We start from the raw sequence: 23,778 nt of genomic DNA, 5'->3' as shown, positions 1-23,778 counted from the left end.
TAGAGGCGATAAAAGAGGAACTCCTCTTTTATTCTACCTTTGAAATTTTTAATTTATAGGCTTTTTACTCGGTAAGCCAGGTTTTCTCGGATATTTTTTGGGGGTTTCTTTTTTCTTTTCAATCACTAAGACGTGTCGTTGATCATCTGTATTAGGTAAATAAATTTGCTTATCTTCTATGAACTTACCACCCAAAATTGCCATTGATCCTTTTGCTTCATTTAATTCTTCTTGACTTTTAGCTGCTTTTAAGGCATAAAAATAGCCGTTCTTTTTTACAAGTGGTAAGCAAAGCTCACACAAAACATTCAATCGTGCAACCGCTCTTGCCACTACATAATCATAAGAAGCACGGTGGTCAATCTTTTGACCAAATGTTTCTGCTCGATCGTGAAATAACGCAACTTGGTTTAAATCTAACTCGGTAATTAATGTACGCAGAAAATTGATCCGCTTATTTAACGAATCAACGATGGTTACCTTTAATTCAGGAAAGATGATTTTTAAGGGGATACTTGGGAACCCGGCTCCAGAGCCAATATCACAGATAGAAGCTTTTTTGTCCAAATCAACTGAAAAAGCCAAGGCTACTGAATCATAAAAATGCTTTAAATAAACTTCATTTTTATCCGTAATGGCAGTAAGGTTTATTTTCTGATTCCATTCTACCAAAAGCTGATAATAACGTTCAAATTGCTCTATTTGTGTTTGAGTCAACACAATATGATGCTCGCGAAGTTTTTGTTGAAATTCTTCAGGTAACATGTTTCTCCCTTTCTCTTTTGTGAAACAGAAATTGTTTCACGGACTATATTCTACTTTAACGCAAAATAATTACCTATGCAATAGTTTGGCTGTCTTTTGAACAAGGATTTAATTTTTTACCAAGAATAGAATTTTTTCATAAATAAACACACTTGCAAAAAACAGCAAGTGCGTAAGGTTTATTCATTCATTACTTTATACCAAAAGTATTTGTATAAAGCAGCATAACGTCCTCGGTATTTATCTTCCCAAGGCTTGTCTTTACCACAAAAATGCAAGAAGACACTATTGCGAATAATCCAACCTAAATCCCACTTCCCCATACTAATCGTATCGTAAGTTGCATTTTTTCTTACATCATAATTATAAATTTCATCAGGAATCGATAAGATTTTATTGCCATATAACCCATTTAAAATATCTTGATCAGGTAATAAAAGATTGTATTGATTTTCTTGAATGAAGCGAAAAATATCTTCTGCATGAACTTCATCGCGAGCTTTTTTGACATTAATAAGCAAAACACCCGAATTATAATAACCCTCCGCTTCATAGGTTTTTAAGCGAACTTGGTTAATCATTTTTGTCATATTGGTCAGATTTTTATGACTTGCTGCTGCATATAAATATCCTTTGAGTTCGAGTTCATATAACGACGAAAAATCATTAATACAAAGAATATCTGCATCCAAATAAAGAATTTTATCGACATTTTCCGGCAAATATTTATGTACCATTAAGCGATAATAAATTGTTTCTGGATAACGAGCAGAAATAGGGGCTTGCTCAAATAGGGGATCATCGCCAATTACAAGTGGAACGTAGTTCATCCCCCACAGATGACAAAATTCTTTTATTGTCTTAGAACGCTTTAATAATTTTTTTTGCAAGACGTAAACAGTAAAATGATGATTATGGTCTGCATTTTGGTATATAGAAAACAGCGTAGTTTTCATTTGCTCCACAAATTTATCATCGATCGAAAAAAGTAAATTTATCTGCATTTGCTTCTCTCCTTGATTCCTACAGTATATATTTCTACTATCATTATATAATAGAAATTTTTAAAAAAATATCGACAGAAATAATAAGTTTCACGTGAAACAAAAAACTAACCTATACGTTTATAACCCATTGAATAAGATTACTTCCTTTTTGTTAATAGATTAAATGCCTTATTTTGATCGTTCAAAAATACTTGGGCATTGAACCCAAGTATTTTTATTAGCACAATGAATCCCATGGCATAAGGTCTTCTTTTTCTTTTGCTGCTACATGCTTATCTTCTTCTTGCAAGTATTTATCTTGCACAACAACTTCATATACATTCTCATCAAACCAAGCATCCGACATAATGAAATAGCCCTTATCGCCAACTTTTTCACCCCAGCTATTTTCAACTTTCCATTTGGTTGACTGACCATCAACAAGATCAACCCCAGTAAGCGTCATTGCGTGGGTAACTTCGCCTTCTCGAGTTGCTAATCGTTCTGCTTTGTCTAATTGTAAATCAGCTGCAAAGAGTTCGCTCTTTTTGAAATAATTAGGGTCCAAGATTCCTTCTTTACGATCCATATCTCTTAACACATCGCAACCAAACCAAACCGTTTGCCCATCTTTTAAAGAAGCTACGGCTGCTTTTTTCATAGCAGTAATTCCAACGTTTGCTAGTTCAATTTTTTTCCCATCAAATATATAATCTTGACTTGGCAATCCATAATTTTTTCCATACTCATGGTCAGGAGCATCTACTAACACCGTGTATTGATCAAAATCAACATCTACGTAATCCGCAAAAAAAGTTGTTGGCGTTAAATTACGAATATTATGATAGCTGTTATCTTTGTCACGATATTCAAAATCAAAGGAAGCAGGTGGCTGACCAAAAGCATAAACTAACATACGGTAAATTTCACGTAAACATTCTAATTTATAAGTATGTAAGTCTGCTTCGTGAGTAGGCGTGACCACCATTTTTTTCATATGTGCAACTGCTTTATGCAATTTCAAATTAATGGCTGCAGAAATCTCAGCGGTTTTATCGCTATTATAAGTTTCAGGCATCGCACTTTTAGGAATTAAACCGTACTTATTAATTAATGCCGGACCGTTTGCCCACTGGCCACCATCACCATCGCCCCATTCGAGCATTGCTAAGTATTCACGATCATCTTCTGGTTGATCGATCAAACTGATTGCCCATTCCAACATCTTATTCGCTTTTTCTAAACGATCATAAAAGGACAGGTAATTTTGTGAAAACTGAAAATCTTTTAAATCATACTTTTTAGCAAAATCATGCCGTAGTGTATTCAAAGTGGCAAATAGCCAACAACGTCCGCTTTGTTTTTGGTGCGTCACTTCACCTGTTTCAACCTCAATGGAAAACACTCGGTTTAATTCTGCTTTTGCAGCAGAATTTTTACTAACAGCATCAATGCCATTTTCTTGAACAGCTCGGGCGATTACGCTACTAGCTGGTATTTGATTTAAGGCATCTGTAAAATCTGCTAAGTTCTCAAAAGTCAAATCTTTAGTCATTTTACTCACTCTTTTCCGCTCATTTTTTATTGCTCATTAAAGTCTATCATTGTCATATAAAAAACACAAAACCCATGAACCCTAGTTTGGTTAGGATTCATGGGAAGTCATTTATTTAAACTTTTTCTTTTTATGACGTTGACTACGACTACCTGTTTCATTTGTCGCCCCTGCTTCGTTTGTTGTTTCAGCAGTGCCTACATCTTGTGCCGGTTTATCCCTGACAAGCAATTTTAAATGGTAACGTTCATGATATCGAACGCCTTCTTTCACAAAATCACCACCGACAATAAACAATCCCACTGGATCCAAGGCTTCTGTTTGATGGATAGTTCCAATTTTTTCTAGATCCTGATAACTTGTCCCAATTTGCAGCTCATACTCATCTTCTGATACTTTTTTTAAATAATAAAAGGGATGCAAAGTATTTTTCATAAGTAAGAACCCATCACTATTGGTTAAATTATTTGTAGGTATCTTATCTTGACTGATCAACGTTTGGATGTTTTCTTCTAACCGCAATTCGTGATTATCCACAAACTCCACTGACACTTCGCTGGTATTAGGCATCAAATTTTGTGAAATTTGATTTCCTTCTTCGATATTAAAAGCGTCTTCTGGTAAGTATTTAGCAAATAATTGAGTAACGTCACCTTTAACGTTTTTATCGAAAAAGTAGTAAAAGAAATTCAACACCACAAAATACAATAAAATAATAAAAACTATCAAATATAAACTAAATTGGATATAATTTTGGTTCCCCCATAATCCATAAACAATACGTAGGATATAAAGCGTAGGAAAAAGGCTTAATATAGTGTAAGCACGATTTAAATATTTAGGGCTAATATCCAAATAGCCTAAAAATTTATGAAAACTATTAATAATATCTAATAAGATAGTCATTGTTCATCACCTTCTTCAGGCGTATTTTGTTGGTTTTGTTGCCCTTGCTGGTCTTGTTGATCCTGTTGATCTTGTTGTTGACCTTCTTGATTTTGTTCTTGTCCATTTTGCTGATCATTCGGCGTTTCCTGCTGGTTTTCCGCTGGTTGTTCAGAAGAGTCAGGCGTTTGTTCAGCTCCTGAATTAGAATCAGGGTCTTGTTGTGGTGCTTCATTTGAAGCTGCCGGATCGTCTTCTACGCCATTATTTGAGTCTTGTGTCTGTTGTAACCCGCTGTCTTCACCAAAGGTAGATTCATCGGTCATTTCTGTGCCTGAATTTGGCAAATCGGTGGTCATATCTGTGCTTGCAGAATTTTCTGTCGTTGTTTCGGTTGTGGTTGTTTCAGTTGTTGTTTGACGATAACTTTTTCCATTAACAACTCCTGTAGCCGTCGCAATGACAAGAGAAAAAGTTAAAAGCGCAATAGGTTTTAATATTGGTGGCACTCTCTTCATTTGGTGTTCCTCCTTTATCCATCCACAGTATATCATCTGAAGATTATTTTTTTCTTATGAATGTTTGAAATTTTTATTGAGAATTTCGGAAATATTTTATTTTTTTTAGTGTATATGGACTATTGCTCATCATAGCACGAAGAAATGTAAAAAAACAAAAATTAACCCTCTTGTGTTCGGTTATTTAAATAATTTTCAGCAATTTAAAAAGAACCAAACAACCCGCATTATCCATATGGATAAATGCAAAATCGTTTGATTCTAATTTTTTATTTACTTATCTCATTAACTTTTGAAGCTGCTTCTTTATTCTACTTATTTAATATCAAATAAACGCGCATGTTTGATGTCTTCAATGGTTTGCGTTCCGGCTAGTTGCATCACACGTTTCAAATCACTTTCGAAGTATTCAAAAACAGATTTAACACCTTTCCATCCACCTAAAGCTAATCCATACAAGGCTGGTCGACCGATACCTACAATATCTGCACCAGAAGCAATCGCTTTAAAGATGTGTTCACCGCGACGAATCCCACTATCAAAAACAATAGGTACACGATTTTGTACTGCTTCAGAGATCGCTTTTAGTGTCGCAAAAGAACCTGGGGCACCATCCAACTGTCTACCACCATGATTTGATACCCAAATACCAGCTGCTCCAGCTCCGATTGCTGCCATCGCATCTTCTGGTGTTTGTATCCCTTTGACAAATACTGGCAAATCAGAATATTCTTTTAAAAAGCGAACGTCTGCCATGCTAATTTTTTGTTTAGATTGTGCATAAATGTTATTCAGTGACATATTTTTTGCGCCACCTTTTAAGTAACGAGAAACAATCGGCATCCCAAATGGATAAACAAACTTATTATGGTCGTCTCTATCACGGTTCCCGCTCAATGTTGCGTCTGCTGTCAAAATAATGGCGGTAGCACCATCTGCTTTAGCCTCATCAATGATATTTTTATTCATTTCCTCATCTTTTGACATGTAAATTTGGAACCAGCGATTGTTGCCACCTAACCCAGCTTCGATTTCATCAAAACTAGCGCCAGAATAAGCACTAATCGACATGATTGAACCTCCAAACTCTGCAATACCTCTTGCCGTCCCAGCTTCTTTAGCTTGATGAGCTAAACCGTGAGCTGCGATTGGTGACATGATAAAAGGAACTTTTAATTCTTGTCCAATAATAGAGGTGTTTGTTTCAGGAAATTCCACATCAGCTAAAACACGAGGTAATATGCCCTTTGCGTTCCACGCTTCGATGTTTTGTTTTAAAGTAAATTCATCGCCAGATGCTCCTGACATGTAATCAAATCCGCCTTTAGGCACAACTTTTTTAGCTTTTTCTTCTAGCTCATAAGTATTAATTACTTCCACTTCATTTACATTCGTAGGTGCATCATATCCGTTATTTACTTCTTCTTCAATTTCTTCTGTAACAGTTTTTTCTGCCATTTTTAATTTCTCCTTTTAAAGTTATTTTAATTTAAAAAAATACATTTAATAAAATCTCAGCAACCGGCGATACTAGTACAACTGTAAGACCGGTTACAACAATTGACAAACTTGACATTGCTCCTTGTATTTCTCCCATTTCGATAGCCTTTGTAGTGCCCATCGCATGCGCTCCTGCACCGAGCGCGATCCCTTGCGCTACTGGATCATTAATTTTCATCATTTTAAATAATCCAGGCCCAATCGCTGCTCCTAAAATACCAGTAAAAACAACGACGGCAACCGTTAATGATTCAAGACCACCTAGCGATTCTGAAACTCCTACAGCAATTGCTGTAGTGATTGATTTTGGATAAAGTGTTGCAAATAAATCGCCGTTAAAAGATAGAAGCAAGCAAAGAGCTAAAATTAAAACAGTATGCAGCAATACACCAGAGATGATGCCGGTTAGGATAGGAATATAATTTTCTTTTAAGTACTGATAATTTTTTTCTAACTTGATTGCTAAACAAACGGTTGCTGGTGTAACCCATATACTTACAAATTGACCGCCATTGTCATAAGCCGTTTGTGGGATATTAAATACTAATAAAAAAATAATCACACAAATAATCGCAAAAATCAACGGTGTAAAAATAGCTAATTTCCATCTTTGATGTAACTTTAACCCAATTAAGTAGAAAAAAAGTGTTAGAAAAATTCCAAAAAAAGGATCATTAACAAAGGATTCAAACATTTTCTTCTACCTCCTTTACAGAAACGCTTTTTTCCGCTTTATTTTTTGCATGTTGGACGATTGTTCCCACCAATGTTAAAACAGCAATTAAAGAAATAACAATAATAAATAAAAGCCGTCCCCAAATTGATGCTAAGATATCCAAATGAGCCATTAAACCCACACCAGCCGGAACAAAAAAGATCGCCATGTTATCTGTCAAAAAACTACCCACATCAGCGACTTTTTCCATTTTCAGCCAACCGAAATGCAGTGCAAAAAATAGTAATACCATACCAATAACACTCCCTGGGATGGCAATTGGAATAAGCAGAGACAACGCTTCTCCTGCAAGCGCAAACAAAAAGATCCAAAAAATCTGTTTGATGTACTTCACGAAATTCTCCTTTCATCATTTTACTAAACAATTAAAAAGTGAACAAACTTTTAGTTTTTCATTGAAAACTAAACTAAATTATAAACCATAAGACAGTGTTGTAAACGCTTTTTTATTACCTGCCATTAATATATCACAAGCAACTTCTTTGTGAAATATAGATTCGTTATGCTATTATAAATAAAATTTATAAGACGAATAGGAAAATAATAATGAAAATACAAGACCTAATTTATTTTAAATATCTAGTTGATTGTTCTAGCTTTACCAAAACAGCTGAAGCTTTTTATGTGTCTCAACCTTCAATCTCGCTTTCCTTAAAAAGATTGGAAGATGAGTTTAATACAAAATTGATCACTCGAGATCGTTCAACAAAAAGCTTTCATTTAAAACCTGCTGGCGAAATCCTATACAAAAATGCAGGTACGGTGCTCGATTTATTAGCTGCAACAAAAAAAGAAATGGAAAATACAGAAACACGTACTGTCCAATTAGGATTTTTGCCAACAATTGGTGGATTTTATTTACCTAACTTGATGCCTTCAATGAGTAAGTTTATTTCAAACTTGCAACTAGTTGAAGAAGAAAGTTCTGAAGTCATGATGGATTTGTTGCGTGAAAATAAATTACCTATTGCAATTAGTGGCGGTGATTCACCAAAAATTGAAGAACCTTGGGTTGAACAATATTTGATTGACGAGCGGCCCTTGCAAGTATGTGTCGCACCAGACCATCCTTTAGCTAAAGAATCCCTTATCACAGCAAAGATGCTTTCAGATTATTCTTTTATTTGCTTGGATAAAGAGTACACGCATTACGCAATGTTTGAGCGTTGGGCTCAAGCCAATCAAATTAATCCCAGCCAGGTGGCCTATACTAAAGGAATACAAACGGCCGGATCGTTTATTTCTTCGGGAGTTTCTATTGGTATTATGATTGATTTGCTCGTAAAAAATCGTACCGATATTGTGACCATCCCTTTAGAAAATGCGCCCAAATTTTATATTAGTCTCGTTGTTAATAAAAAAGCTGTAGGAAACCCATTGCAGCAAGAATTCAATCAAACGCTGATTGATATCGCAACTCAACGAACAAAACAAGCTTCGTGAAAATCAAACGTAAAAAGCAAGTCGATTAAGTAATCATTTTTTACGCTTGCAACCACACGGTCTATTCATTCAACCAATGCAATTTTTTCAAAGCATCCATTGGTTGTAGTTTTTTGTCTCTTTAAACTAAACCTATTATTTTCTTACTTAAATTGTTATTGTTCATATCTTTTTATATAATAAGAAAAGGCAGGTTAAGAGAAAAATTAAATGGAGAATTTATGGAAAAGAAAAGAATTAGACAATTATTGATCGTAAGCGGAGTCTGCTTATTAGCCCTTGTTTGTTATCATTTATTTATTGAATATCATACCGAAATTACTTTGCTTTTAAAATCCCAAGTTTCAGAAAAAGCATTGATGCATAATGTCCGCTCACACGGTATTCGTTCTGGCGTGCTGCTCGTTTTATTAACTATCGTAATGTGCGCGCTACCAGGTTTACCGACCTCTGTAATTGGTATTTTTATTGGGCTTTGTTATGGACCTCTTATCGGAAGCATCTTAAACATTATCGGTAATGCTGTAGGAAATTTAATCTCAATGGTGCTGTTGCGCAAATTGAAATTCTTAGATAAGAGAAATACTTCAAATCATTGGGTTCAAGCAATTACACAAATGAGACATCCGAAAATCGGCATTATGTTTGCCTATATGATTCCAGTGATTCCCTCATTTATTGTCAATTTCACTGCAAACCTGTTAAAAATGAAAACTAGACATCTATTTCTTGCCGTACTCGTCGGCGTAACACCATCATCAGTTATGTATGCATTGGGAGGCGACGCAATATTTAAGGGGTTGAATAAAAAAGCGCTACTTTTGATTGCAAGCGTTGCAATTTTGATCTTACTTATTCAGGTCATCTACAAAGATGCGAAAAAGAAAACCATCGTTTAGTAGAAAGTGATGCTTGCTATTTTTTAAATATGAAAGCCTTAGTTTCTGAATCATAAGCTTTCTCGCCAACTTTAATAAACCCTAATTTTTCATAAAAATGATGATTTCTCAAAGAATAAGCAGGTGTTTCAACTTGCCAGTTGTTTCCAGGATACATTTCTTCAACTTTTTGCCAAGCTGCTGTACCAATCCCTTGGTTAATGAACCTGGTCCGAATACAAAAGTAGTCTAATTGGCTATTTTTTAGGTCAATGCTAAGAAAACCTGCAATTTGTTTATTAGATAAACAAATAAAATAATTTTTTACATTCGGCTTTAATAAAACTTTTCGCGCTAAAGTTCCGTCAGAGTATCCCGGAGGACCAAATTCGGCATCGTTACCAAAATAAATTTCAGCATCATAATTAAAAGCTTCAGTCATAATAGCAGTGACTAAATCCTCCTCCTCTTTTTCAACAATTTTAAAATAAATCCCCATTTTTTTCTCCTTTTTCACATCGTTTCACGTGAAACATTTTTTAATAAACGAAACTTCATTATTTTCTTGTAATGAGATTAGTAGAATTTTCTTTAAGAGGTAGATTATATTTTTGAAAAAGAGAAAAAATCGTTTATATTTCCTTTGATTTAAAAAATGACGTTCCTTCACAATAAAGAACATCACATTTTCACACCTCATCTATTTTTTAGCATTTCTTTCACTTGTTCATCGGTTAATTGCGGAAATTGTTCATAATAAGCTCCCACGCCACCTAAAAAGTGTTGGGGAACTTCTAGCATATAAACTTTATCTACTTCTTGTTTCAACTGCCCGTAGGTTGCTTTAGGAATTACAAGAACGGCAACACTCACGCTTTTTGGCTGGTGTTCTTCCGCTGCTCTTATAGCAGCAAACATAGTCAGCCCAGTTGCAATACCGTCATCCACGATCAGAACATCTTTATCGTTTAATTGGTTCTCTTGTAAGATTTCCCTATAAATAGCACGTTTGCGTGACATTTCTTTTTGAATTAGCGGAACTTTTTCTTGTACCCATTCAGCATGAAGGGCCTCGACATATCCTTCTCCTAAAATAGGCGTGCCACCTTCTGCGACAGCGCCAATTGCATATTCAGAATTCGTTGGATGACCAATTTTTTTCGCTAAAATAATATCAAATGACACAGCATACTTTTTTGCCACTATCACACCAAGTGGTAGCCCACCTCTAGGTAAAGCCAACACAATTGTATTTTTAGCGTCTAATGAACCAATAACCCCTGCCAACTGTTCTCCTGCATCTGTTCGATCACGAAATAACACGGCAAAACACCCTTTCTTAGGATGGAAAGTTTCATTTAAGACATGTTCTTAAAAAACGCCGCAAAGCCATACCGACAAATGTTTCCAGCATTCATTTTGCTTAATACATCCGTAGATTAATCCTAGCCCTATTTCTACGCATATTTATGGGCCATTTTGCCCGCAACTGCTGCAACTAATGCGCCGATTAAATCATCAATAAAAGTATTTACGCGTCCTTCTTTTTCTGTATCTAATTTTTGAATAACGCCGCTTTTTACTCGATCAAGATAACCAAAGTTGGTTACTCCAATCGTTCCATAAATACTTGCAATACTTACCGCAAGAGTTTCATCTACGCCAAATACACCTGCATCGTTTTCAATAATTTTTTGTAATGGCTGACTTAATTGTCCTTCTGTTGCTAAGCGGTCCAAATCTAGAGCAACCATCGCGTTATTTAGTACTTCTCTTTTATGCAGCACATCAATCGTTGCTACTTCAAATTCGGTTAATTTTGCTTCAGGAATAAATTCATACGCTACCTCATAAGCCATTCTTGCAATATCTTGGTAAGTAATGTCACGCTTGTTCAATTCTTTAATGACAAATTCATAGGCCTCTGTATCTGGATATTTAAATGTTTCTTCTCTCATAATTTCCCTCCTTATTTTCATTATACAAGGAAAACAGGGATTTTTTCCAAGAAAAACCTTTATATTTCAACTATCGTCTTATATTAGTGAAAAGGTTCAAGTAAACAATTGGTTTACCGTTTAAAAACAAAACGAATAAATACTAACCCTCTAATATGTCTAACCGTTTTTTGTTTAAAACAAGGGTGGAAAACTTAACATTTTTTCCACCCTTGTTTTTATTTGGTTATTCATCATCTTTCAAATATCTTATTTTTCAAGTTTGATTAATTGGCCAGTTTCAGTCGCTTGTTTAATTGCCGTTAATGTTTGCAATGTTTTAACATTATCTGTAGGTGTAACAATGGGTTCTGCTTTGTCACAAACAACCTCAACAAAGTGCTTTAACTGCATCTTATGAGGTAATTGAGGATCTACAGGTGAAATATCCATACGTAAAGGTTTATGCCAAGAAGCATCTCCGTCGTAGGTAAATTTATGCAGCCGAGGAAGTGAAAGTGAGCCTTTCGTACCCCCAATGAAATAAGCATCCGCATCAAAAGGACGATATTGAGGATCTTCACGAGCAGTCGCTTCCCAATTCCAAGGGGATACTGTCGCATCTGAAATTGTCATGGATGCAAGCGTTCCAGATTGAAAATAAACATTCACAACTGCTGAATCTTCAGTTTCAAAACCGCGGGCAGATGAAGATGACATTCCTTGAATCAAATCAACTTCGCCAATCAAATAACGCAGTAAGTCCACATCATGTACTAAATTGACTAGAATGGGACCAGCGCCTTTCTGACGACGCCAATCAACATCAAAATAACCGTCATTTTTGTAAATCATATAATGAAACGATGAAACAGTTAGTTTACCTAACTCACCATTATCAATCATTTGTTTAGCCTGATTTACAAACGGATTATAGCGACGATGCTGTCCCACTAAAACCGGAACTTTTGCTTCAATCGCTTCTTTAGCAAATTTTTTAGCATCTTCCAAATCATCAGAAATTGGCTTTTCAATCAATGTTGGAATGCCCCGTTTAATTGCCTCACGAGCCGTAGTTAAATGAAGATTATTCGGTGTAACAATTAAGACACCCTCTGGTTGCAATTCATCCATCATCTGTGCAGCGTCTTGGTAAAATGGAACCCCTGCTTCTTCAGCCACTTTTTTAGCGCCTTCGTACGCATCTGCAATACCTACTAATTTTGCTTCAGGTTCTTCTTGAATAAAACGAATATGGTTACGTCCCATAGCTCCAGCGCCAATAACTGCTAATTTTACTTGTGCATCTGACATGTCATATTCCTTCTTTCTATAAAACTTAATTTCGATTATTTAATTCATGCTCGTTCATTATAAACTTTAGTACATGGAAATTAATTTTTCTTAGAATTACTAAATCCGGATACACCAAAAATATGCTTGTAACGAATGGCGATAATAGCCATAATAGCAAATGCCACAAATGCTACGACAGCATCTAGCAACATAATCAAAGTAAAATTATTAGAAGCTTCCATACTTGACGCAAGCGTTGGCATAATATATGAACCTAAGCTCATAGCAAAAAAGTACATGCTAGTATTACGTCCTTTATTCTTATCAAAGAATTGATTTAATAAAGAATTACCCATCTGTAAAGCTCCGCCAGCAGCGGTAAACCCAATAATTGCTGAACCAATTGTTAAAGTAACTTCATTAGGCGTTAAATAGATGGTTAAAGCTGTAATTCCAGCAATCAACGGATACACTACCAATAAAGTCATATCCCGAATGCCCCGTGCCATAAACATCGCGCTTAGAATTACGGCGGCAAAAGCACCTATTTGGTAATATGAAGCAAGACTACGAGAAGCCACTTCACTCATTTGAACAATGTTAATAGCATAAATGCTTACGACTTGTTGAAATAGATAGAATGATGAATAAATAAAGAACGAGAATGCAATAATAATTATTCCATCTATTGCAAAATTTGGCTGCTTTTTTTTATTAATTGTTGTACCCGAAGCACTTTGATTACTTTCAAGAGTCTTAATAGCTTCTGCCGCAGAAATATTTTGTTCTTTTTTTATATCGCCATCTGGGAACTTAGCGAAGAAGAATCCAATAAATACCAACGCAGTTAAAATAAATGGAATTAAAATTGATGTTCTTGCTGACATATTATTGGCGGCTAAGTAGCCTACAATCAATGGAAATATAACGCCTGAAACTGAAATAAACCCTTTATTGAAGATTGACGCTGTACTTTTATTGTCCGGATAAATTTCCATTAAAGCTGGATTGATTGAACCATCATACAATGAAGTTGCCGCTCCTCCAATAAATGATACCAACTTAGCTAAAGTTATATTTTGGGTAAACAACAGCGCTCCAAATAAAATCAAATAGCCTACAACTCCCGACATCGCAACTGGTTTGCGTCCAAATTTATCTGATAAAACACCAGAGAAAGTTATAAAAACAATTTTACCAATACCAGTCCATGCGATAACACTGAATACACCAGCAACATCAGAATTCCATTGGCTAGCAAAATAATCAGCATTTTGTGACAGGATGATCGCTTGAATCCCATGTAAAAACATGGTCATATAGAGCATAAATGCTCCATAATTATACTTATTATTTTTAAACATATCCATGTTGTATTCGTCCTTCCTTAATAGTTTAATTGAACAATTAGCAACGATTACATACTGTAAACATCGCGTTTAATACTTTCAAACGGTATTTTTAAGCCTGTAATAAACTTAAAACCAACAGCCCTTTTGATATAACAACCTGCCAATTTCCCTAAAAGCAGCTTTAGCTTTGAGTTCACCTTTGAGCAATTTTATGTTTATTGGATTATATACCGTATCTGCTACAGTTAGATTTTCGTGAAATACATTTAAACCTTGGATCACAGAATTTTCATTTGCATATAAGGCAACGTGTACAACATCTATGCTTGTTTTATCAAAAGTACAATTATATATCGTTGAAGTTTTAAAATATTTAACTGGTTTTTAAGAATACGTATAAATCCATACGTCGAATAATTTCTACCAGTATTCTTTCTTTTTTATTTACACTTTCAACAGAGATACCGCGTTTTAACTTAGTATCCCTGTTGAACTTATCTATTAGCTATTGGTTTACAGTTTATTCTCATTGATTTTTGCTAAGTAATCATTATGCTGCTTCTCAGCAAATTCACGGCGGCCGCCCGGTTTAGGAATTTGATCGCCCATCATAATGCCAAAGCCACCTTCAACTCTTAATTCATGACCATTCGTATAATCAGAGCGATCGCTTGATAAATACAAAACAGCGTTTGCAATATCCATTGTATTCCCAATACGTTTATTTGCCGTAAGAGCCTTACGTCCGCTTTCTACCTCCGGATCGGCGTAAAAAGATGCAGATAGAGGTGTTTTAACAAGACATGGCAAAACGCAATTACTACGGACACCGAATTGTCCCCATTCAGCAGCAATTTGTCGTGATAACATATTTACTCCAGCTTTGGTCGAACTATACGCTGCACTATAAGTTTCAGGAAAAATTGAAGCAATTGTCGACACATGGACCATATTTCCTGATTTTTGTTCAATCATCACGCGACCGAAACGCTGTGACACTAAGAAATAACCAGTTAAATTAATATCAACTGTCTGTCTCCATTCTTCTAATGGGAGATCTTCTAGCGGACATCCTCTTAACATAGCCGCAGTATTTACTAAAGTATCAACACGTCCAAATTTTTCTATAACTTGCGTAACTGCTTTATCAACCGCTGATTCATCTGTCGTATCAATACCTAAAGCTAATGTTTCAACTTTATATTCATCTGCTACTTCTTTAGCGTAGGCTTCAACTGCCTCAACATCTAAGTCCAGCATTACAACTTTGGCTTGTTGTTTGGCAAATTCTTGACAAATTACACGTCCCATACCGCCTACAGCGCCTGTCACTACAACCACTTTGTTTTTTAATTCTAACCATGTATCACTCATTATAGATCCTCCTAATTAAATATAAAATGTATATATTGTGAAAAAATTATTTATTTTTCTTTTATACAAACCTGGAAAAAATAAGTATAATATGAATATTTTTGTGAAAATTAACACAAAATTTTATAGATTATTTTTTTAATTCTTCCGGCAACTGTTCAGGCCAAACTTCTTTTAGTATTTCGATTGTTTTATCAAAAGTAAATGTGTTTGTAAATTCTAGCCCTTTTACTAAATAGGCGTCTGAGATTACTTCTACACCAATGACCTTAGGGTTGATCCCAGATTCTTTGACCATACGCACGAAACCAGCAGTATCTTTAGCGCCAACTCCAGGTGCTAAGCGATCGTGCATTGATTCATCACGTAGAATTGCATCAGCATAAGGCCGTTCATAAGCATCGCTAATCTGAATCGAAATAACTTTTGCTGCCTCTTCTTTTGTTAATGAACGGTATGGCTGATCGGCGCGTACCCAATGCCATACATCAAGAATGACCATAGCATTATCACAACCAGATTGTTTCACGACTTGGTAAGCACGGTCAAAATCCGGCAAACCACTATATGGCATTGGTTCAACTCCAATAATGTAATTACCCGCCCGCTGACATAACTCTTTAAGTTTTTGAGCAGTGTATTCAACCGAATAAGACTCCATTAAACCAATGTTTACATGAGAAACGCCGAATAAATTACACATATGAAAGCAGACTTGCTCTTTATACTTTTGCTCATAAGAACGGTGTTCTTCGGCCCATTGGACAATATATTCTACTTCAGTTACTTTCATTTCATATTTTGCTAGAATTTCTAAAATATCTTGGTCAAACAAACCTTCATTTAACGCATCTACATATGTTTCTGCCCGTAATCCTATTCCTTCATATCCTGCTTCTTTTGCAGTTTTGACACGATCTTCAAACTTACATTGGTCGCCTAGAGTCCATGAGCTAACTGTGATTGGGGATCGTTTTGACATAAGAACACTCCTTATATTTAAGTTTTGTTAACTTTTTCACTTTCTTTTGATTATAACTTTCCTAAAATGACAAAACAAATGAATACTCACAACAAGTTCTATAGAAAATTTAAATAGAACATGTTAAAATATGCACATAAATCATTTTACAAAAAATTTTTAAATAGGTTTCACAGCTAACCAAACATGAAAGGAATGGGTTTCATGAACCTACAACATTTACGTTATTTTACTGTCTTAGCACAGTTTGAACATTATACATTAGCAGCCAAGCAACTTCATATTACACAGCCTACACTTAGTCATGCAATTGCCACACTTGAACAAGAGCTTGGTGTGTCACTATTTGAAAAAGAGGGGCGTAACGTAATACTTACAAAAAGCGGAAGGCAATTCTATGAAGATATTAGTCATATTCTGGTCACGCTAGATACCAGCTTAAGTAAAATGCAAGCCGTTGGTAAGGGAGCTGGCTACATCGATGTCGCATTGTTGAGAACTTTGAGCCATCAAATTGTTCCTAATTTAGCGCGAAATTTTTTAGAAAATAACGCCGAAAACAATATTATTTTTGATTTCCATAATGATTCAGGAATGAGCCGAGACATAATAAATGGATTACGTGATAAAAAATACGATTTAGTTTTCTGCTCAAAAATTGATAAGCAAAATGATATTACCTTCTACCCATTTGCCGAGCAAGATCTAGTTTTAATTGTTCCAGAAGATCACCCTTTAGCCAAAAAAACTTCGGTAGACTTAAATGCTACTCTTGACTATCCTCAAATTTGGTTCTCTAAACGAAGTGGTATGCGTCCAATACTAGATCAATTATTTGATTCATTGGATAAGCGCCCTCATGTTCAATATGAGGTGGAAGAAGATGAAACCATTGCTGGATTAGTTTCACAAGGATTTGGCATCGCCGTTATGCCTAAGATATCAATCCTTGATACAATAAAAGTTAAAATCATCAACCTCAAAAATCTCCGCTATAGACGTTTATATTACATGGCATACTTAACCGACGCCTATCATACTCCTGCCGTAAATTCCTTTATCCAATACGTAAAAACAAATTGTCAGTTGCCTAATATCTAAAAGTATTTTTTTAATTATCGTTACGTACACAAAAATAGACTTGCTAACGATCAAAATTGGACGTTAGCAAGTCTGTTATTAAACAAAAACTTACGCTGTTTGAGAATCTGTTTTAGCGATTTTTCCTTGTTCGATATACACCATTAAAATACTTAAATCAGAAGGATTCACGCCGCTGATACGGCTCGCTTGGGCAATGGTTTCTGGATGAATCTTTTGTAATTTTTGTTTTGCTTCAGTTGCTAAGCCGTTAATAGCTTCATAATCAATATTTTCAGGTACACGTTTGGCTTCCATCCGTTTTAGTTTATCAACTTTATTCATGGCCTTTTTGATGTACCCTTCGTATTTAATCTGGATTTCAACTTGTTCAATTTCTTTAGTAGTTAACTCATCATTAGCAGGTACAAACCTTAGCAAGTCTTGATAAGTTACCTCAGGCCGTCGTAAAAATTCGTTGGCCAATACGCCATCTTTCAAAGGTGCAGCGCCTTTTTCTTCTAGAAAGGCTTGCACTTCAGTTGGTTTAATACGAATCGTTTTTAGTCGTTGAATTTCTTGTTCGACAGCCGCTTTTTTCTTCAAATAGGCTTGGTATTGGTCTTCTTCAACAAGTCCGATGTCATAGCCGTTTTGAGTCAAACGTAAGTCGGCATTATCATGACGCAAAAGTAGACGGTATTCCGCACGTGAAGTTAGCAAACGGTATGGTTCATTGGTCCCTTTTGTTACTAAATCATCAATCATAACGCCTATATAGCCATCACTTCGTTTCATGATAAAGGGTTCTTTGTCTCGTATCTTTAAGCTAGCGTTGATGCCTGCGATCAAACCTTGGCCAGCCGCCTCTTCATAGCCGCTTGTTCCGTTGGTTTGCCCTGCAGTAAACAAATTATCAATTACTTTCGTTTCAAGAGTAGGGCGCAATTGATAAGGCAGGACAACATCATACTCGATGGCATAGCCTGTCCGCATCATTTCCGCTTTTTCCAAACCTTCAATTGAATGAAGTACATCAGCTTGAACGCCTTCTGGTAAAGAAGTTGAAAGACCTTGGACGTATATTTCTTCGGTGCTGGCTCCTTCGGGTTCTAAGAATAATTGATGACGCTTTTTGTCCGCAAATCGGACGATTTTATCTTCAATTGATGGACAATATCTAGCGCCTACCCCATCAACGATGCCGGTAAACATTGGTGCACGATCTAAATTATCACGAATAATTTGATGTGTACCAGGATTGGTATAAGTCAACCAGCAAGGGATCTGATCTTTTTTATAAATACTATCCGGTGTACTAAAACTAAAATGATTCGGTGCTTCATCGCCGGGTTGGATTTCTGTTTTATCGTAGTCGATCGAAGCAGCTTTTATACGTGGTGGTGTCCCGGTCTTGAAGCGATCAATTTCTAATCCTAATTCTTCTAGATGATCAGCTAGACTAATAGAAGGCTGTGAATTATTAGGTCCAGAAGAGTACTTCAATTCTCCGATAATGATTTCACCGCGTAAGGCAGTACCTGCTGTGATAATTACTGCTTGAGCTTCATAGCGTGCTCCAGTGGCTGTCACAACTCCTTTACAGATATTATCTTCTACAATTAAGCGTTCAACAATTCCTTGACGTAGCGTTAAATTTTCAGTTTTTTCAATAGTATGTTTCATTTCTGCAGAGTATGCATGTTTGTCTGCTTGCGCACGTAAAGCTCTTACTGCTGGTCCTTTTCCAGTATTAAGCATCCGCATTTGAATGTAAGTTTTATCGATATTTTTGCCCATTTCGCCGCCTAAGGCATCGATTTCTCGAACAACAACCCCTTTGGCTGGACCACCGATAGATGGGTTACATGGCATAAATGCCACCATTTCCATATTGATTGTTAAAAGTAACGTTTGGTTTCCCATACGACTAGCCGCAAGAGCAGCTTCTGCGCCAGCATGCCCTGCGCCGACAACAATCACGTCATAGGAACCGGCTTGATATTCTTGCATTGGATTTTCCTCCTATTTTCCTAAACAAAATTGACTAAATAACTGAGTAATTAATTCATCTTGTACACTATCGCCGACAATTTCGCCTAAATCATCCCAACAGCGTGTCATATCAATTTGTACAAGATCCACGGGCATTCCGGCCTCAATACCAGCAATAACTTCATCTAATGCAGAAGAAGCATTTTCCAATAGCGCAATATGACGCGCATTAGAAAGATAAGATGCATCTTTATCTTGTGTTTGCCCTCCGAAAAATAAATCGGAAATGGCTTGTTCTAATTGATTTAATCCTTCGTTATTCGTAACGGATACTTCAAACATAGGATCATTATTAAGTAACTCATTTAACTCATCAAGGTCTATCTGTGGTATCAGATCAGTTTTATTGAGCAAAATAATCCGTTTGCTTTCACTTGTAAGCTCAAGCAATTGCTTATCTTCTTTTGTCAAAGCTTCACTTTGGTTTAAAACCAAAAGAACTAAATCTGCTTCTGACATAGCTTTACGGCTTCTTTCAACCCCAATTTTTTCAACCCTATCTTCAGTATCGCGGATACCTGCTGTATCAATTAGTTTGAGTGGTACACCGCGGACATTGACGTATTCTTCGACCACGTCACGTGTAGTGCCAGCAACTTCAGTGACAATCGCTTTTTCTTCTTTTAATAATTGGTTAAGCAAACTAGATTTACCCACATTAGGACGTCCGATAATAGCAGTATTTAGCCCTTCACGTAAAATCTTACCTTGTTGTGCTGTCATTAATAGACTTTGAATCTGTTGTTTAACTTGCTTGGCTTTTTCCAACAATAATTTGCTGGTCATTTCTTCTACATCATCATACTCAGGATAATCGATATTGACTTCAACTTGCGCCAATGTTTCCAATACCTCTTGTCTTAATGAACGAATCAAACGTGATAAGTCGCCATCTAATTGGTTTAGCGCAACATTCATCGCCTTATCTGTCTTGGCACGAATTAAATCCATAACTGCTTCTGCTTGGGATAAGTCAATTCTACCATTTAAAAAAGCGCGCTTGGTAAATTCACCAGGTTCTGCTAAACGGGCGCCCGATCTTAATAACAGTTGCAAGATCTGATTCACGACAATAATCCCTCCGTGACAATTGATCTCAATAATGTCTTCTCGGGTAAATGTCTTAGGCGCACGCATTACTGACACCATCACTTCATCAAGTGTCTCATCGTTTTTAGGATCAACAATATGACCATAATGAATGGTATGACTATCTGCTTGAGCTAAGGGTTTCTTCGCTTTAAATACACGATCTGCTGCCGGGATCGCTTCTTCCCCACTTAAGCGAACGATGCTGATAGCACCTTCACCGGGAGGGGTAGAGATCGCCGCAATCGTATCAAATTCTTGCAATACTTCTACCACGTTTGTTCCTCCTACTATAAATTCCTTTTTGTATCTCTTATCGCACAAAAAAAAGTGCCCACTCCACCCACCTTTTTAAGATGGATAGATTTCGCACTTTGACTGCTTGTCTATAAAATTATGAAATCAGGTTAGCATATTTTACTTATGTTATCAAGTATTCTTACTTTTTTACCAGAAACTTTTGCCCTTATCTTAGAAAAAAGCTAAAATACAATTAACAATGGGAAAAGAGGGATTGCCATGAAACATGAAGAACGAGTTGAACGAATTTTATTATCTACTGGAAATGTCAATAAGCCTTATATCGTTAGAGACATCATTTTTGTTGCTGAACGGTTAGTTGTTGATATTTTTGATCATGACTTTGATCCAAACAAAGCTTTAATAGAAGTCGCCTATCAGTTAAAAGAAAAGGCTTTTACTTACGGAGCAAATGCAGTCATCAATTGCCATTTTGAACACGAACGAATCAACGATGAAAATGGCCCTTACTTTGAAATCTTTGCTTATGGAACAGTTGTTCAATTTACACAAACAACTATCGGGGGCTAAAAAACTCAAAAAAAAGAACCTGTCGAAAATACAGGTTCTTTTTTTATCAAAGTAATAACTCTGATAAGAATGATCTACGTAGACTATACTTAAAAAAAGAGGGGAAGTCAAACGGCTAAAGGAAAACCCAACTCTTTTACCTAGAATAAAAGCCCTTAAGACTGGCTTAATAATATTTTTTTGCTGGTTCAACCACTAGATAACGGTAAGGCTCGTCCCCTTCTGAATGTGTAGCGATATACCTTTTTTGGCTTAAAGCAGAGTGAATTTGTTTTCTTTCAAAAGCTGGCATAGGCTCCAAAAAAACTGGTCTGCCCGTACGGTCCACTTTTTCTGCGGTCCGTTCAGCTAATTTTTGTAAAATATCTTGGCGCTTTTGGCGATAATTTCCTACATTCACCACAATAGAAAGTTTATTTTTAGCAATCCGATGCACATATACTTGTGCTAAATACTGCAAAGCATTCAGGGTTTTTCCATGACGACCTATTAAAAGTCCTTTTTTGGAGGTATCTAAGTCAAAAACAATCCGTTGGTCATCATAAGTTGTTGAGACTGTTGCTGGTGCGTTTAAGGCCTTTGTAATATTGGTCAGATAAACGCCCACCTGCGCTAATGCTTCTTGGTCATCTAAATTTTCCAAAGTTTCTGTTTGTTCCGATGGTTCTTCGGTGAATTCTTCTTCAGCTATTTCTTCCTCAAACGTTTCTTTTTCGACTGTTTCGGTTTCTACACTTATTTTACCGCTATTGGCTTCTGCTGGTTCTTCATCTGTCACAGTTTCTGTTTCAGGCTCTTTTTTTACCATAGGTTCCAAAGAAATACGGGCATTTTTTTTGCCTACGCCTAAAAAACCTTTTTTTCCTTCTTCAATAATGGTAGTCCTTACTTCATCTTGGGTCACATCAAGAGCCTTTAATCCATTTTGTATTGCTTCTTCAACACTTTGGCCTTCATAGATTGGCATAAATAAGTCTCCTTTCTAGCCTATTTACGTTTTTTATGTCTTTGTTTTTTATTAGGGTTTTTAGCTTTTTCCAATTCACGTTCACGCTGTCTTGCTTGACGTTCAGCCTCTTGACGCTCACGGCGGATTTTAAACGGATTGTTGATTAACAAAGTTTGTCCAACTTGGAATGCATTTGAAATTACCCAATATAAAGACAAAGCACCGGGTAGATTAATTGCCATAACTAAAATCATAACCGGCATTACATAGTTCATAATTTTGACACTGGAGTTTGAATTTACTTGACTCATACTTGAAAGATACGTACTTAAAAACGTAAAGATTCCCGCAAGAACAGGCAAAATATAATATGGATCGGGCTCACCTAATACGTGCACCCATAAAAAGCTTCCTGCCCTTAATTCTGGCACACGAGAAATTGCTTGATAGACTGCCATAAGAATTGGCATTTGCACTAAAAGTGGCAAACAACCGGCGTAAGGGTTCACGCCATGTTCTTGATATAATTTTTGTTGCTCTTCTTTTAATTTCTGTTGTGTTTCTGTATCTTTTGAAGAATATTTTTCTTGTAATGCTGTGATTTTAGGCTGTAGATCTTGGGTTTTCCGCATACTTTTTGTTTGGAAATTCATCAACGGGAATAAAATAACGCGGATAATTAACGTAAATAAAATAATCCCTACTCCGCGATTTCCACCAAGCGATAGCCATTTAATTACTTGGGCAAAAGAATAAACTACATAACGATCCCAAAAACCAGTACTTCCAGATGTCACTTCACTGGTTGTGGCGCATGCAGATAATAGTATTACCAATGAAACAAGCCCTAACATCAGCAGCAGACGTTTTCTTTTTTTCACTGAACATTTTTCCTTTCGTTTATTTAATAATCTTCGATAATTTGAAGACATGCAATAAATTCGAGTACACTTCCTTGGAAGTTAAATCTGAAACGGACGGCCGGGCAATAACAAGAAAATCAAGCGAAGGATCAATCATCTCTTTCATTTCATAAATACTAGCACGAATTTTGCGCTTAACCGCGTTGCGTGCTACAGCATTCCCTATTTTTTTACCCACAGAAATTCCTACGCGAAAATGAGCTTGATCTCTAGGTAATAGATACACAACAAATTTTTTATTCGCATAGGATTTACCATTTTTAAAAACATATTGAAATTCTTTTTCTTTTTTTACACGATAAGATTTTCTCATGTCCTTTTCATCAATTCCTTCTATTCTAGCTACTCACTTCTAAATAATACCATAACTTACAAAGATGAATCATCCTTTGTATGAAAAAAGAGTAAAAAAAAACCACTGAACTCCAGTGGTTTAAGCAGAAAGTACTTTTCTACCTTTGCGACGACGGCTAGCAATGACGTGACGTCCATTTTTTGTACTCATACGTTTACGGAAACCGTGAACTTTTTGATGTTTACGTTTATTAGGTTGATATGTTCTTTTCACTTACTCCACCTCCAGCGAGAATTCTTATCTAAGTCAATATGACATACTTTGATAGTATACCGACTGTCCCCCTATT

25 protein-coding genes are annotated in these 23,778 nt (G+C 36.0%); 4 read left to right on the top strand and 21 right to left on the bottom strand.

Features of this window, described 5'->3' with window-relative positions:
* Positions 1 to 48 precede the first annotated feature (48 nt).
* From rsmG to C7K43_RS10600, 8 genes are all read right to left on the bottom strand, one after another.
* Positions 49 to 765, bottom strand: a complete 717-nt coding sequence (rsmG, locus tag C7K43_RS10635) for a 16S rRNA (guanine(527)-N(7))-methyltransferase RsmG (protein WP_124006832.1) — start codon at positions 763 to 765, stop codon at positions 49 to 51.
* A gap of 179 nt (positions 766 to 944) precedes the next feature.
* Positions 945 to 1,769, bottom strand: a complete 825-nt coding sequence (locus C7K43_RS10630) for a glycosyltransferase family 8 protein (RefSeq protein ID WP_124006831.1) — start codon at positions 1,767 to 1,769, stop codon at positions 945 to 947.
* 220 nt (positions 1,770 to 1,989) lie between these two features.
* Complete coding sequence (locus C7K43_RS10625; protein ID WP_124006830.1) at positions 1,990 to 3,306, bottom strand: C1 family peptidase; 1,317 nt, start codon at positions 3,304 to 3,306, stop codon at positions 1,990 to 1,992.
* Between the two features lie 111 nt (positions 3,307 to 3,417).
* The gene (locus tag C7K43_RS10620; RefSeq protein WP_124006829.1) at positions 3,418 to 4,212 is read right to left on the bottom strand and encodes a DUF6681 family protein; all 795 of its coding nucleotides are present in this window, start codon (positions 4,210 to 4,212) and stop codon (positions 3,418 to 3,420) included.
* A complete protein-coding gene (locus tag C7K43_RS10615; RefSeq protein ID WP_124006828.1) occupies positions 4,209 to 4,709 on the bottom strand; it encodes a hypothetical protein in 501 nt (166 codons plus the stop codon). Before C7K43_RS10615 ends, C7K43_RS10620 begins: the two co-directional genes overlap by 4 nt.
* Before the next feature lie 315 nt (positions 4,710 to 5,024).
* Positions 5,025 to 6,167 carry an alpha-hydroxy-acid oxidizing protein gene (locus tag C7K43_RS10610; protein WP_124006827.1) on the bottom strand — a complete coding sequence of 381 codons (1,143 nt, stop codon included), beginning with the start codon at positions 6,165 to 6,167 and terminating at the stop codon, positions 5,025 to 5,027.
* 31 nt (positions 6,168 to 6,198) lie between these two features.
* Entirely contained in the window at positions 6,199 to 6,903 is a 705-nt protein-coding gene (locus C7K43_RS10605) for an LrgB family protein (protein WP_124006826.1), read from the bottom strand.
* Positions 6,896 to 7,279, bottom strand: a complete 384-nt coding sequence (locus tag C7K43_RS10600) for a CidA/LrgA family protein (RefSeq protein WP_124006825.1) — start codon at positions 7,277 to 7,279, stop codon at positions 6,896 to 6,898. The genes C7K43_RS10605 and C7K43_RS10600 overlap by 8 nt, the downstream gene beginning before the upstream one ends.
* 212 nt (positions 7,280 to 7,491) lie before the next feature.
* Here C7K43_RS10600 and C7K43_RS10595 point away from each other — a divergent pair, with 212 nt between their 5' ends.
* Both C7K43_RS10595 and C7K43_RS10590 read left to right on the top strand, forming a co-directional pair.
* Positions 7,492 to 8,388 carry a LysR family transcriptional regulator gene (locus C7K43_RS10595; RefSeq protein ID WP_124006824.1) on the top strand — a complete coding sequence of 299 codons (897 nt, stop codon included), beginning with the start codon at positions 7,492 to 7,494 and terminating at the stop codon, positions 8,386 to 8,388.
* A 221-nt stretch (positions 8,389 to 8,609) separates the two neighbouring features.
* Complete coding sequence (locus C7K43_RS10590; RefSeq protein WP_124006823.1) at positions 8,610 to 9,287, top strand: TVP38/TMEM64 family protein; 678 nt, start codon at positions 8,610 to 8,612, stop codon at positions 9,285 to 9,287.
* Between the two features lie 16 nt (positions 9,288 to 9,303).
* Here the strand turns inward: C7K43_RS10590 and C7K43_RS10585 are convergent, their stop codons facing one another.
* The 7 genes from C7K43_RS10585 to C7K43_RS10555 form a co-directional block, all read right to left on the bottom strand.
* Complete coding sequence (locus C7K43_RS10585; RefSeq protein ID WP_124006822.1) at positions 9,304 to 9,765, bottom strand: GNAT family N-acetyltransferase; 462 nt, start codon at positions 9,763 to 9,765, stop codon at positions 9,304 to 9,306.
* A gap of 197 nt (positions 9,766 to 9,962) precedes the next feature.
* On the bottom strand, positions 9,963 to 10,589 hold the full coding sequence (locus C7K43_RS10580) for a phosphoribosyltransferase (RefSeq protein ID WP_124006821.1): 627 nt from the start codon (positions 10,587 to 10,589) through the stop codon (positions 9,963 to 9,965).
* 134 nt (positions 10,590 to 10,723) lie between these two features.
* Positions 10,724 to 11,224, bottom strand: a complete 501-nt coding sequence (locus C7K43_RS10575; RefSeq protein WP_124006820.1) for a phosphatidylglycerophosphatase A family protein — start codon at positions 11,222 to 11,224, stop codon at positions 10,724 to 10,726.
* Between the two features lie 249 nt (positions 11,225 to 11,473).
* Positions 11,474 to 12,517 carry a Gfo/Idh/MocA family protein gene (locus C7K43_RS10570; RefSeq protein ID WP_124006819.1) on the bottom strand — a complete coding sequence of 348 codons (1,044 nt, stop codon included), beginning with the start codon at positions 12,515 to 12,517 and terminating at the stop codon, positions 11,474 to 11,476.
* Positions 12,518 to 12,597: 80 nt separating this feature from the next.
* Positions 12,598 to 13,869 carry an MFS transporter gene (locus tag C7K43_RS10565; RefSeq protein WP_307723674.1) on the bottom strand — a complete coding sequence of 424 codons (1,272 nt, stop codon included), beginning with the start codon at positions 13,867 to 13,869 and terminating at the stop codon, positions 12,598 to 12,600.
* A gap of 495 nt (positions 13,870 to 14,364) precedes the next feature.
* A complete protein-coding gene (locus C7K43_RS10560) occupies positions 14,365 to 15,225 on the bottom strand; it encodes an SDR family NAD(P)-dependent oxidoreductase (RefSeq protein ID WP_124006818.1) in 861 nt (286 codons plus the stop codon).
* Positions 15,226 to 15,355: 130 nt separating this feature from the next.
* The gene (locus C7K43_RS10555; RefSeq protein WP_124006817.1) at positions 15,356 to 16,207 is read right to left on the bottom strand and encodes a sugar phosphate isomerase/epimerase family protein; all 852 of its coding nucleotides are present in this window, start codon (positions 16,205 to 16,207) and stop codon (positions 15,356 to 15,358) included.
* 204 nt (positions 16,208 to 16,411) lie between these two features.
* Between C7K43_RS10555 and C7K43_RS10550 the strand changes: the two genes are divergently transcribed.
* Positions 16,412 to 17,308 carry a LysR family transcriptional regulator gene (locus C7K43_RS10550; protein ID WP_124006816.1) on the top strand — a complete coding sequence of 299 codons (897 nt, stop codon included), beginning with the start codon at positions 16,412 to 16,414 and terminating at the stop codon, positions 17,306 to 17,308.
* Between the two features lie 90 nt (positions 17,309 to 17,398).
* Here the strand turns inward: C7K43_RS10550 and mnmG are convergent, their stop codons facing one another.
* On the bottom strand, positions 17,399 to 19,300 hold the full coding sequence (gene mnmG / locus C7K43_RS10545; protein ID WP_124006815.1) for a tRNA uridine-5-carboxymethylaminomethyl(34) synthesis enzyme MnmG: 1,902 nt from the start codon (positions 19,298 to 19,300) through the stop codon (positions 17,399 to 17,401).
* A 12-nt stretch (positions 19,301 to 19,312) separates the two neighbouring features.
* Positions 19,313 to 20,707 carry a tRNA uridine-5-carboxymethylaminomethyl(34) synthesis GTPase MnmE gene (gene mnmE / locus C7K43_RS10540; protein WP_124006814.1) on the bottom strand — a complete coding sequence of 465 codons (1,395 nt, stop codon included), beginning with the start codon at positions 20,705 to 20,707 and terminating at the stop codon, positions 19,313 to 19,315.
* A gap of 243 nt (positions 20,708 to 20,950) precedes the next feature.
* Between mnmE and C7K43_RS10535 the strand changes: the two genes are divergently transcribed.
* Positions 20,951 to 21,262, top strand: coding sequence for a heavy metal-binding domain-containing protein (locus tag C7K43_RS10535; protein ID WP_124006813.1), 312 nt, complete (start codon positions 20,951 to 20,953; stop codon positions 21,260 to 21,262).
* Between the two features lie 166 nt (positions 21,263 to 21,428).
* Here C7K43_RS10535 and jag read toward each other — a convergent pair whose 3' ends face one another.
* The 4 genes from jag to rpmH form a co-directional block, all read right to left on the bottom strand.
* Positions 21,429 to 22,229 (bottom strand): RNA-binding cell elongation regulator Jag/EloR, encoded by an 801-nt coding sequence (gene jag / locus C7K43_RS10530; RefSeq protein ID WP_124006812.1) that lies wholly within the window; start codon positions 22,227 to 22,229, stop codon positions 21,429 to 21,431.
* A 20-nt stretch (positions 22,230 to 22,249) separates the two neighbouring features.
* Complete coding sequence (locus C7K43_RS10525; protein ID WP_124006811.1) at positions 22,250 to 23,092, bottom strand: YidC/Oxa1 family membrane protein insertase; 843 nt, start codon at positions 23,090 to 23,092, stop codon at positions 22,250 to 22,252.
* 19 nt (positions 23,093 to 23,111) lie between these two features.
* Positions 23,112 to 23,447 (bottom strand): ribonuclease P protein component, encoded by a 336-nt coding sequence (gene rnpA, locus C7K43_RS10520; RefSeq protein ID WP_124006810.1) that lies wholly within the window; start codon positions 23,445 to 23,447, stop codon positions 23,112 to 23,114.
* A gap of 120 nt (positions 23,448 to 23,567) precedes the next feature.
* On the bottom strand, positions 23,568 to 23,702 hold the full coding sequence (rpmH, locus tag C7K43_RS10515) for a 50S ribosomal protein L34 (protein ID WP_014125892.1): 135 nt from the start codon (positions 23,700 to 23,702) through the stop codon (positions 23,568 to 23,570).
* Positions 23,703 to 23,778 lie beyond the last annotated feature (76 nt).

Origin of the sequence: Tetragenococcus koreensis, from assembly GCF_003795145.1 — a bacterium.
Taxonomy (GTDB): domain Bacteria; phylum Bacillota; class Bacilli; order Lactobacillales; family Enterococcaceae; genus Tetragenococcus; species Tetragenococcus koreensis.
This window is presented reverse-complemented; position numbering and strand designations above follow the sequence as displayed.

Excerpts from the sequence above, each read along its gene's own strand:
- C7K43_RS10590 (WP_124006823.1), top strand. The coding sequence starts at position 8,610 with ATGGAAAAGAAAAGAATTAGACAATTATTGATCGTAAGCGGAGTCTGC.
- C7K43_RS10605 (WP_124006826.1), bottom strand. The coding sequence starts at position 6,903 with ATGTTTGAATCCTTTGTTAATGATCCTTTTTTTGGAATTTTTCTAACA.
- C7K43_RS10575 (WP_124006820.1), bottom strand. The coding sequence starts at position 11,224 with ATGAGAGAAGAAACATTTAAATATCCAGATACAGAGGCCTATGAATTT.
- C7K43_RS10565 (WP_307723674.1), bottom strand. The coding sequence starts at position 13,869 with ATGGATATGTTTAAAAATAATAAGTATAATTATGGAGCATTTATGCTC.
- C7K43_RS10625 (WP_124006830.1), bottom strand. The coding sequence starts at position 3,306 with ATGACTAAAGATTTGACTTTTGAGAACTTAGCAGATTTTACAGATGCC.
- C7K43_RS10610 (WP_124006827.1), bottom strand. The coding sequence starts at position 6,167 with ATGGCAGAAAAAACTGTTACAGAAGAAATTGAAGAAGAAGTAAATAAC.
- C7K43_RS10615 (WP_124006828.1), bottom strand. The coding sequence starts at position 4,709 with ATGAAGAGAGTGCCACCAATATTAAAACCTATTGCGCTTTTAACTTTT.
- C7K43_RS10630 (WP_124006831.1), bottom strand. The coding sequence starts at position 1,769 with ATGCAGATAAATTTACTTTTTTCGATCGATGATAAATTTGTGGAGCAA.
- C7K43_RS10595 (WP_124006824.1), top strand. The coding sequence starts at position 7,492 with ATGAAAATACAAGACCTAATTTATTTTAAATATCTAGTTGATTGTTCT.
- C7K43_RS10535 (WP_124006813.1), top strand. The coding sequence starts at position 20,951 with ATGAAACATGAAGAACGAGTTGAACGAATTTTATTATCTACTGGAAAT.
- C7K43_RS10620 (WP_124006829.1), bottom strand. The coding sequence starts at position 4,212 with ATGACTATCTTATTAGATATTATTAATAGTTTTCATAAATTTTTAGGC.
- C7K43_RS10555 (WP_124006817.1), bottom strand. The coding sequence starts at position 16,207 with ATGTCAAAACGATCCCCAATCACAGTTAGCTCATGGACTCTAGGCGAC.
- mnmG (WP_124006815.1), bottom strand. The coding sequence starts at position 19,300 with ATGCAAGAATATCAAGCCGGTTCCTATGACGTGATTGTTGTCGGCGCA.
- rsmG (WP_124006832.1), bottom strand. The coding sequence starts at position 765 with ATGTTACCTGAAGAATTTCAACAAAAACTTCGCGAGCATCATATTGTG.
- C7K43_RS10570 (WP_124006819.1), bottom strand. The coding sequence starts at position 12,517 with ATGTCAGATGCACAAGTAAAATTAGCAGTTATTGGCGCTGGAGCTATG.
- C7K43_RS10560 (WP_124006818.1), bottom strand. The coding sequence starts at position 15,225 with ATGAGTGATACATGGTTAGAATTAAAAAACAAAGTGGTTGTAGTGACA.
- rnpA (WP_124006810.1), bottom strand. The coding sequence starts at position 23,447 with ATGAGAAAATCTTATCGTGTAAAAAAAGAAAAAGAATTTCAATATGTT.
- jag (WP_124006812.1), bottom strand. The coding sequence starts at position 22,229 with ATGCCAATCTATGAAGGCCAAAGTGTTGAAGAAGCAATACAAAATGGA.
- C7K43_RS10550 (WP_124006816.1), top strand. The coding sequence starts at position 16,412 with ATGAACCTACAACATTTACGTTATTTTACTGTCTTAGCACAGTTTGAA.
- C7K43_RS10585 (WP_124006822.1), bottom strand. The coding sequence starts at position 9,765 with ATGGGGATTTATTTTAAAATTGTTGAAAAAGAGGAGGAGGATTTAGTC.